Below are 8,416 nucleotides of genomic sequence, written 5' to 3'. Positions count from 1 at the left end.
CCTTCAATCATTTGGCTACGACACGCCGGTCACCAAGATCAGGTCCCGACTCGTACACCACTCTGGTGGACGCAACCTCGGCATCTCGGACGACCCGCTGGTCGAGTCGTCTGATGGCATGGTCTAGTCCCTTCAGCACGGCCTCGACGATAGCGTCACGCACCGACATTCGATGTCCATCACAGGACTAATCGGCCGCATAGCTGTATGGGAAACCCACCCGTTTATTGAAGGGAGCCCGCCAATATTTCGTCGGTCCACAGGCGCGTCACCTCTGCGACCACCCAAGCCGCTCCGCCTCTCGCTCTGAAATATGCGTCAACTCGCATGACACGCCTCTGAGAAATATGGCAACGACATGACACCGCCGCTGAGAAAATGACACGCGGCGCGAGAACCTACAAAAGCACTCCCCTACCGCGCCATGTTGGTGAATCGCGACAAATGCAGTTGGTGGGCAACAGAAATCGTCGACGTCGGCCCGTTGCGGTGCTTGGCCAGAATCAGGTCGGCCTCCCCCACCCGCGGATCGTCGCGGTCGAAGGCGTCCGGGCGGTGTAGCAGGACCACCATGTCGGCGTCCTGCTCCAGGGAATTGTGCACCGAAATTCCTTGTGCGACGAAGTTGTGAGTCTCCTCCACGGTGCCGTCGAACACGTCGTGGTAGCCGATGCTGGTGATCTCCACGATGGAGTCCCAGAAAACCGCATCGGTTGCGTACCCGTGCAAATCATGGTCCTCAAGAACCGCAGCGACCCGGTGCAGGCGGTCACGGCTCGGCGCGTGCTTCCACAGGGTCGATCCGCAGAACTGAGTGTTCATCGCCGCAGCGAACGCACGGTGACTCATGCCTCGTTCTTGCAGAAGCCCCCGGACCTTCTCCCACACCTCTTTCGGCACGGTGTCCAAATTCGGGTTGCGTACGACATCGTGCAGGTTTGTCAGGATCTCCTGCGCTGCAGCCGCCTTGGCGCCGTGTGCGCCGACGTTGTGGAGGAACCGCACCTGGTTCTCCGCACCGTAGATGTACAGATGCCAACCATCACGGTAGCCGGCCTTGCGCACCCTTTTGATCCGGCTCAGCACTCCCATCCGCAACAACAGGCTGGCCACACCATCGATCAGACGTCGACTGGTCGATGCGTAGTAGATTCTCGCCCCACCTGAGCGCCCATCCCAGCGCACCGAACCGTCGGTGGACCACAGATGGCGAAGGAACAGCACCACCTGATCGTGGGGAAGGCTGAAAACCTCGTCGGGCACGAATTTTTCGTGACTGCGCAGTCCGAAGAGGCCAAGCGTGTCCAGCCACTCTGCGATCGGGTTGCGTCGACCGTGGGTCAAGCGGTAGGGCGCCGGCAGCCGTAGGGTGGTGACCCGCGCCGCCGGGTAGTCGTCGCGCACCGCGGTGACCCCGAAGTGCGTGGCCGCCGCACGCACCGCCGTCAGGTTCTGCTCATCGACCGAGGCGTAGCGGATCGGCTGATGACGCACACAGGAACCGTCTCCGATCATGTGTGCCAGCAGGATGACTTCCGCGTCGGCGCGGCGCTCGGTCTGGACCGGTTCGGGCACCCGGCGTGGCACCGCCACCCTGTCGCCGACCGTCAGGTCGCCCAATGCGACCCATCCGTCGATCGTCAGGAACGGGTGGTTGGCCGTCGCCTCCACCTCGCGCCCCGACGCCAGTCGCAGCGTGAACACTTCCCGGTGTCCGCTGGGAAACACGTTGGTCATGCGGCGCGGCACCATCCGGCGGTCCTCGTTGAGCGACCACACCAGGGGGCGCTCCCCGGTGCGCAGCAACTCACCCAGTGTCACCTCGGCCCCGGTGTCGGCGCGCAGAACCCGAGTGGACGCGGTCAGACAGCCCGACTCGCGTAGGTCGGCCAGCATGGGCTTTTTGTCGGTGCGCTGCTCGGGCCCGCGGTTGAGCTGGCTGATCGCGATCACCGGGATCTCCAGCTCCTTGGCCAACAGCTTGAGGTTTCGGGAGAACTCCGAGACCTCCACCTGGCGGGATTCGAACTTCTTCCCCGAGGTCATCAGCTGCAGGTAGTCGACCACCACCAGCCGCAGATCGGCCTTCTGGCTCAGCCGACGGGCCTTGGCGCGGATCTCCATCATGGTCAGGTTCGGCGAGTCGTCGATGTACAGCGGCGCCTCGCTGATCTCGCTCATCCGCCGCGCCAACCGGGTCCAGTCGTCGTCGCTCATCCGACCGGACCGCATGTCGGCCAGCTTGATCTTGGCCTCCGCGGACAGCAGGCGCATCACGATCTCGGATTTGCTCATCTCCAGCGAGAAGATGACGCTGGCCATCCGGTTCTTGATCGAACAGGATCGCATGAAATCCAGGCCGAGGGTGGAGTTGTGGGTGGGCACCATGCCGGGACCGGCCAGATACAGCCGGGCGGCGTTGTCGACCTGTACGCAACGCACCGGGACGGTCTCAACGCGGCCGACCGTCTCGACCTTGACCGCGTGCCCCCCGGTGTCCCCGGGCGGTGACGGCGGGGCCAGGTAGTCGGTGCCGCCACGCAACGCGGCGGTGGTCACCACCCCCCGAGCTGTGGGCCACTGGTGTTCGGCGTCGGCGACGATCACCGATCCGTCGGAGAATTCGACTTCGAAACAGGGCCGGTCGACCATCACGTCGGTGGCCGCCACTACCCGCGTCGGGCGTCCGTCGGCGTCGAGCAGGTGCTCCCCGACGGCCACCTGCCCCATCGTGGTCCAGCCGGTCGGCGTGGGCAGCGGCGTGTTCAGCGACAGCGCCTTCCCCATCCCGGGACGCGCGGCGACGATGATCATCTGACCGGCGTGCAGCCCGTTGGTCACCTCGTCGAAGTCGGTGAACCCGGTGGGCACCCCGCGGGCGAGTCCCCCGCTGGAGGCGATCGCGTCGATCTCGTCCATGGTGGGCTGCAGCAGCTCCTCCAGGGGGACGAAGTCCTCCGCGGAGCGCTGCTCGGTGACCTCGTAGATCTCCGCCTGCGCCCGGTCGACGACCTCGGCGACATCGGCCCCGTCCGCGCCGGCGTAGCCGTACTGCACCACCCGGGTGCCGGCCTCCACCAGCCGGCGCAGCAGCGCCTTCTCCGCGACGATCCCGGCGTAGTAGCCGGCGTTGGCGGCGGTGGGCACCGTGGAGATCAGCGTGTGCAGGTACGGGGCGCCGCCGACCCGGCGCAGCAGGCCGCGCCGATCCAGCTCGGCGGCGACGGTGACCGCGTCGGCCGGTTCGCCGCGGCCGTAGAGGTCGAGGATCGCGTCGTAGATGTTCTGGTGCGCCGGGCGGTAGAAGTCGCCGGGGCGCAGCCGCTCGAGGACGTCGGCGACGGCGTCCTTGGACAGCAGCATCCCGCCGAGCACCGACTGTTCGGCGGTGAGGTCCTGCGGCGGTTGGCGCCCGAAATCCTCGTTGGGCGGCGGCCCCTCAGCCGGGCCACGCGAGGAGCCTCCCGACGCCCCGAGGTCATCGACAACGGCCATACCGCCGCCACACTCCCTTCCCCGTTTCCGGTGGCCCGCACGCTACGACAGCCCTACGACAGCCCCCCGACAACCCCGGTCGTCCGACCCGGACCGACCGTGGGCCGCCTTGAGAGTAGAGGTTGCTGACGCGGTCCCCAAACGAGCTTGTTGATGGAGTTGTGGACCGCCTGTGGATAGAGCCGCCCCGGGGTGTTAACCGGTTGGGGATAACCTGTGTAAGACTGCTTACCTGTTTCACATCTGCGCAGTTCAGAGCCGCTGGTGCGGGGTTGTGCACTGTGGATGACAATCGCCTCGGCGTGTCGCGAAAATGACGCCTTCGGGCGTGTTGCGTGACCGGCGGGAAAGCCCTGGGTAAACAGCCAATTAGGTTAGCTGAGCTTGCGACCCGGCGCGCGTGTTTGCTGCGAACGCCCGGCCCGGGACCCAGGCGCGGCCCAGGCGCGGCAACGCCCCGGGGCAAGCACACAGGCTTGCCACCGGGGCGTTACAGGCGGGCTGTGTCTTGTCGGCTAACCGCGGGCCCAGGACACCCGTCGCGACCGACCAGTCCTGGCCGACTAGTCCTGACCGACTAGTCCTGGCCAACGACGTCGATGGTGACGTCGACGTCGACCTCCGGGTGCAGCAGCACCCCGACGATGTGCTGGCCGACCGACTTGATGTGGCCCTCGGGCATCCGCAGGATGCGCTTCTCCAGGTGCGGGCCGCCGGCCTTCTTGATCGCCTGGACGATGTCGGCGGCGGTCACCGACCCGAACAGCTTGCCGGAGCCGGCGGTGGTCTTCGCCGGCAGCGCGATCGTGCCCAGGTCGCTCAGCGCCGCCTTGAGCTCGTCGGCGTGCTCGCGGTCGCGGACCTGCTTGGCCTCGCGGGCCCGACGGATCTCGTCGGCCTGCTTCTGGGCGCCGCGGGTGGCCGGGATCGCCAGCCCGCGCGGCAGCAGGAAGTTGCGGCCGTAGCCGTCCTTGACCTCAACGGTGTCGCCGGCCACCCCGAGGTGGTCCACTTCGGCGGTCAAAATCAGCTTCATGATGTGTACTTTCCGTTCCGGTGGCGCGGCTTACCGCGTCGAGGAGGTGAACGGCAGCAGCGCCACCTCGCGGGCGTTCTTCACCGCGATCGCAATGTCGCGCTGGTGCTGGACACAGTTGCCGGTCACCCGGCGTGCGCGGATCTTGCCCCGCTCGCTGATGAACGTGCGCAGCAGCGCGGTGTCCTTGTAGTCGATCTCCTGCCCCTTTTTGGCGCAGAACGCGCACTTGCGGGTCTTGACCGGCTTCTCGGGGGCGGGCCGCCGCTTGTTGGACTTAGCCATGGATCTATCTCTTTCGTTCTCTCGTACGGGGGCTCGGCGCCGGGGCGCCGGGCCGGTTAGAAGGGGGGTTCGTCGTCGCCGCCGCCGAAGGAGCCCGACGCCGGGGCGCTGCCCCACGGGTCCTCGGCCGGGGGTGCGCCCGCCGAGCTCGCTGCGGCACCGCCGCCGCGGGGGCCGCCGCCGCGGCTGACCTTGGTGACCTTGGCGGTGGCGTAGCGCAGCGACGGGCCGATCTCGTCGACGTCGAGTTCGATGACGGTGCGCTTCTCGCCCTCACGGGTCTCGAACGAGCGCTGCTTGAGCCGACCGGTGACGATCACCCGGGCGCCCCGGGTGAGGGTCTCGGCCACGTTCTCGGCCGCTTCCCGCCAGATGCTGCACCGCATGAACAGCGCCTCGCCGTCCTTCCACTCCCCGGTCTGACGGTCGAAGATGCGGGGGGTGGAGGCGACGGTGAAGTTCGCCACCGCCGCGCCCGACGGGGTGAACCGCAGGTCGGGGTCGGCGGTCAGGTTGCCGACGATGGTGAGGTTGGTGTCACCAGCTGCCATGAGAATCCTCCTGGAATGGGCGGGTTGTGCGAGCACCGAGCGGACCCCGGCGCGGGTCCGACCGGTTCCGGCGGGACGGCGACCGGGATCTGATCAGGACAGGATCTGATCAGGATAGGCACCGGCACCGCCTGGGCCACGTCGCTTAGCCGAATCAGTGCTTGTCGGCGCGCATCACCTTGGTGCGCAGCACCGATTCGTTGAGCCCCAGCTGGCGGTCCAGCTCGGACACGGTGGCCGGCTGCGCGGTGACGTCGATGACGGCGTAGATGCCCTCGGCGTGCTTGGCGATCTCGTAGGCCAGCCGACGCCGGCCCCAGATGTCCACCTTCTCCACGGTGCCGCCGTCTTTGCGGATGACGTTGAGGAACGTCTCCAGCGACGGGGCTACGGTGCGCTCATCAAGGGTGGGGTCCAGGATGACCATGATTTCGTACGGACGCATGGGAACCTCATCACCTCCTCTGGTCGTGTGCGGCCACGGGAATCCCCGCGGCAGGAGGGTCGCCTGCGTCGGCAACGCGCATCAGGCTACCGCAGCCGGTCCCGACCAGCGAAATCGCCGCCCGTCTAGGTGACCCGCACCTTGTCGGCGATCTGGGTGGCGATCTTGGTGGCCGACTCCCCCGGCTTGGCGCTGCAGGTGTTGACGTCGATGATGATGTTGTTGCGCACCGCCAGCGCCCGCCCGCAGGCCCAGCCCTCCGGGGGGCCGTTCTGCTGGATGGTGATCAGGCTCATCACCCCGTTGTCGGTGGTGATCGGCCCCGGCGTCCACTCGGTGCCGCTCTGGGTGTGGATGTACTCGCGGCACTCCGGCCACTGTTTGGTCGACGCCTCGAAGAACGCCTTGGACTGCTTGGCGCCGGTGAACATCACCACCGACTCCTGGGCGTAGTGCTCGAAGTTGTCGCTCTCGGCGAACGTCAGGTCCCGCACCGCGGCGAACCCGCTGTCGGCGTAGACCTGGGCCTGCGCCGCGCCGTCGACGGCGAGGCATTCGCGGGGTTCCATCGTGTCGGCGTCGTCGGACATCGCGACCCGATTGCGGGTCACCGCCATCTCCTCGGCCCCCATGATCGCGTTGATCTGCTCGGTGTCGAGCAGCAGATCATCCAGCGCCCCCTCGGCCAGCGGGCGGGCCGTGCTGGTGGTGGTGCTCGTCGTCGTCGGTTCGCTGTCGTCGGTGTCTCCGGCCCCGCCGCACGCGGCGGTCACCAGGCAGAGTCCCGCACTGATCAGTGCGGCCATTCGACGGCGCATGTCGCTATTCTCCCGTCCTCGTAACGACCAATCCGCAAGCCGAGCCGTGGCAACCGCCCTGGTCGGCGCCTGCGTGCTCACCCTAACGCGACACCGCCGACAATCGGGTCCCGCTGGTCAGATCCGTGTCGGTCACCTCGCGCCGAAGGGCGGGCGGACGCAGCCAGGTGGGCAGCCATCCCGGCGGGGCGTCGGCGGCGCGGTCGAACACACCGCCGGCCGGGTCGTCGACCCGGCCGTCCCAGCGCACCAGATCCTCGGCGGGCCGGTAGATCTGGCGCACCACCAGCACACACAGGGCGACCACCGCCAGGTCGCGCACCGCCACGGTGGCGGTGAACCACTGTTCGGGCAGGCCCCGGTTCTCCGCCCCGAACAGGTAGTACATCCGCGGCACCCAGACCAGTGCGTCGACGGTCATCCACGCCAGCAGGATCCGCCGGTGCGGCAGCGCCAGCACCGCCAGCGGCACCAGCCACAGCGAGAACTGCGGGCTCCACACCTTGTTGGTCAGCAGAAACGCTGCCACCAGCAGGAACGCCAGCTGGGCGACGCGGGGGCGGACCGGTGCGGTGAGCGCGACGTAGCCGATCCCCGCGCAGCACAGCGCGAACGCGGCGGCCACCACGCCGTTGAGCACCGCCGGCGGCTCCCAGAAGCCGAGCCCGGGGTCGAATCCCGACCAGCCGGTGAACGACTTCACGACGTTGTACAGCGAATCCATGTCGGCGTCGCGGCGGGAGTTCAGCCGGAAGAACTCCGACCACCCGCGCGGGAACAGCACCATCACCGGCAGGTTCACCAGCAGCCAGCCGGCCACTGCCGCGGTGATCGTCTGGACCACCTCCCGGCCCCGCCCGGTGCGCAGCGCCAACACCGCCAGCGGCCCGAGCAGCAGCAGCGGGTACAGCTTGGCGGCCACCCCCAGCCCGATCAGCACCCCGGCCAGGGTGGGACGCCGCCGCGCCCAGGCCAGCAGCCCGGCCATCGCGAACGCGGTGGCCAGCGCGTCGAAGTTGGTGAAGATCTGGAAGATCACCAGCGGTGACGCCCCGATCAGCATCGCGTCCCAGATCCGCCGGCCCGCCAACCCGGCCGACGCCCACAGCGTGATCAACCAGGCCAGCGCCAACCCGAACGCCACCACGTCGAAGAACACCACCACTTCGGCGACCACCGGCAACGCGATCACCTTGCTCGCCGCGGTGTAGGTCTTGGCCAGCGTCATCGCCACGTACTGGTAGACGCCGGTGAGCACCGGGTACTCCATGTGGCGCACCGCCGGTGCCCCGTCGTAGCGGGTCTGCGGCATGCCGTGGGCGTTGGTCTCCACCCAACTGGACTTGTACGGGAACTTGCCCTGGTTGAGCAGTTCGGCGCCGTAGAGCGGCACGGTGTCGGAGTAGCACAGCTGGTAGTAGGCGCGCTGGTTGTCCCAGTTGGCGACCCGCTGGTCGCCGGCGCCGGTGCCGGTGCTCTGCAGGCACGGCGCCTTGGTCGACCAGCCCAGCGCCAAAAACACCAGCGCCACCACGAACATCACCCGCACCGGGGTGAAGAACCGGGTGCGGCCGATCAGCGCGTGCCGGCCCACCGGCCCGCCGATCACCTCGGCGACCGCCGAGCCGAGGTGATCGGTGCGGCTGGGGCAGTCCCGGTCGGTCAGGCTGCGCCGGTCGGCCGCCAACGCGCGCGGCGACACCCGGTCCACCCGGTCGCCGGTGGCTGGCGCCCCGGTCACGGTGGCGGCGGCGGGGGTTCCGGCCCGGGCGGCGGCACCGGGGCC

The 8,416-nt window shown here is 68.2% G+C and carries 7 protein-coding genes; all 7 read right to left on the bottom strand.

Annotation, left to right across the window (positions count from 1 at the left end; translation table 11 throughout):
* Positions 1-414: 414 nt before the first annotated feature.
* The 7 genes from B8W67_RS19570 to B8W67_RS19540 all read right to left on the bottom strand — a co-directional run bounded on the left by B8W67_RS19570 (position 415) and on the right by B8W67_RS19540 (position 8,371).
* The gene (locus tag B8W67_RS19570) at positions 415-3,495 is read right to left on the bottom strand and encodes a replicative DNA helicase (RefSeq protein WP_085305824.1); all 3,081 of its coding nucleotides are present in this window, start codon (positions 3,493-3,495) and stop codon (positions 415-417) included.
* 577 nt (positions 3,496-4,072) lie between these two features.
* Positions 4,073-4,531 carry a 50S ribosomal protein L9 gene (gene rplI / locus B8W67_RS19565; RefSeq protein ID WP_085305822.1) on the bottom strand — a complete coding sequence of 153 codons (459 nt, stop codon included), beginning with the start codon at positions 4,529-4,531 and terminating at the stop codon, positions 4,073-4,075.
* Between the two features lie 30 nt (positions 4,532-4,561).
* On the bottom strand, positions 4,562-4,816 hold the full coding sequence (gene rpsR, locus B8W67_RS19560) for a 30S ribosomal protein S18 (RefSeq protein WP_069393903.1): 255 nt from the start codon (positions 4,814-4,816) through the stop codon (positions 4,562-4,564).
* 56 nt (positions 4,817-4,872) lie between these two features.
* On the bottom strand, positions 4,873-5,367 hold the full coding sequence (locus B8W67_RS19555) for a single-stranded DNA-binding protein (protein WP_069393902.1): 495 nt from the start codon (positions 5,365-5,367) through the stop codon (positions 4,873-4,875).
* Between the two features lie 154 nt (positions 5,368-5,521).
* The gene (gene rpsF, locus B8W67_RS19550) at positions 5,522-5,812 is read right to left on the bottom strand and encodes a 30S ribosomal protein S6 (RefSeq protein WP_069393901.1); all 291 of its coding nucleotides are present in this window, start codon (positions 5,810-5,812) and stop codon (positions 5,522-5,524) included.
* Between the two features lie 125 nt (positions 5,813-5,937).
* Positions 5,938-6,630 (bottom strand): sensor domain-containing protein, encoded by a 693-nt coding sequence (locus tag B8W67_RS19545; protein WP_069393900.1) that lies wholly within the window; start codon positions 6,628-6,630, stop codon positions 5,938-5,940.
* An 82-nt stretch (positions 6,631-6,712) separates the two neighbouring features.
* Positions 6,713-8,371, bottom strand: coding sequence for a glycosyltransferase family 87 protein (locus B8W67_RS19540; RefSeq protein WP_085305827.1), 1,659 nt, complete (start codon positions 8,369-8,371; stop codon positions 6,713-6,715).
* Between the last annotated feature and the right edge of the window lie 45 nt (positions 8,372-8,416).

This window comes from Mycolicibacillus koreensis (assembly GCF_002104795.1).
Taxonomy (GTDB): domain Bacteria; phylum Actinomycetota; class Actinomycetes; order Mycobacteriales; family Mycobacteriaceae; genus Mycobacterium; species Mycobacterium koreense.
The sequence above is the reverse complement of the archived record's forward strand: the minus strand, read 5'-3'. Positions and strand labels throughout refer to the sequence as shown.

Bases quoted from the DNA above. Each gene is read 5' to 3' on its own strand.
- B8W67_RS19570 (WP_085305824.1), bottom strand. From the start codon at position 3,495: ATGGCCGTTGTCGATGACCTCGGGGCGTCGGGAGGCTCCTCGCGTGGC.
- rplI (WP_085305822.1), bottom strand. From the start codon at position 4,531: ATGAAGCTGATTTTGACCGCCGAAGTGGACCACCTCGGGGTGGCCGGC.
- rpsR (WP_069393903.1), bottom strand. From the start codon at position 4,816: ATGGCTAAGTCCAACAAGCGGCGGCCCGCCCCCGAGAAGCCGGTCAAG.
- B8W67_RS19555 (WP_069393902.1), bottom strand. From the start codon at position 5,367: ATGGCAGCTGGTGACACCAACCTCACCATCGTCGGCAACCTGACCGCC.
- rpsF (WP_069393901.1), bottom strand. From the start codon at position 5,812: ATGCGTCCGTACGAAATCATGGTCATCCTGGACCCCACCCTTGATGAG.
- B8W67_RS19545 (WP_069393900.1), bottom strand. From the start codon at position 6,630: ATGCGCCGTCGAATGGCCGCACTGATCAGTGCGGGACTCTGCCTGGTG.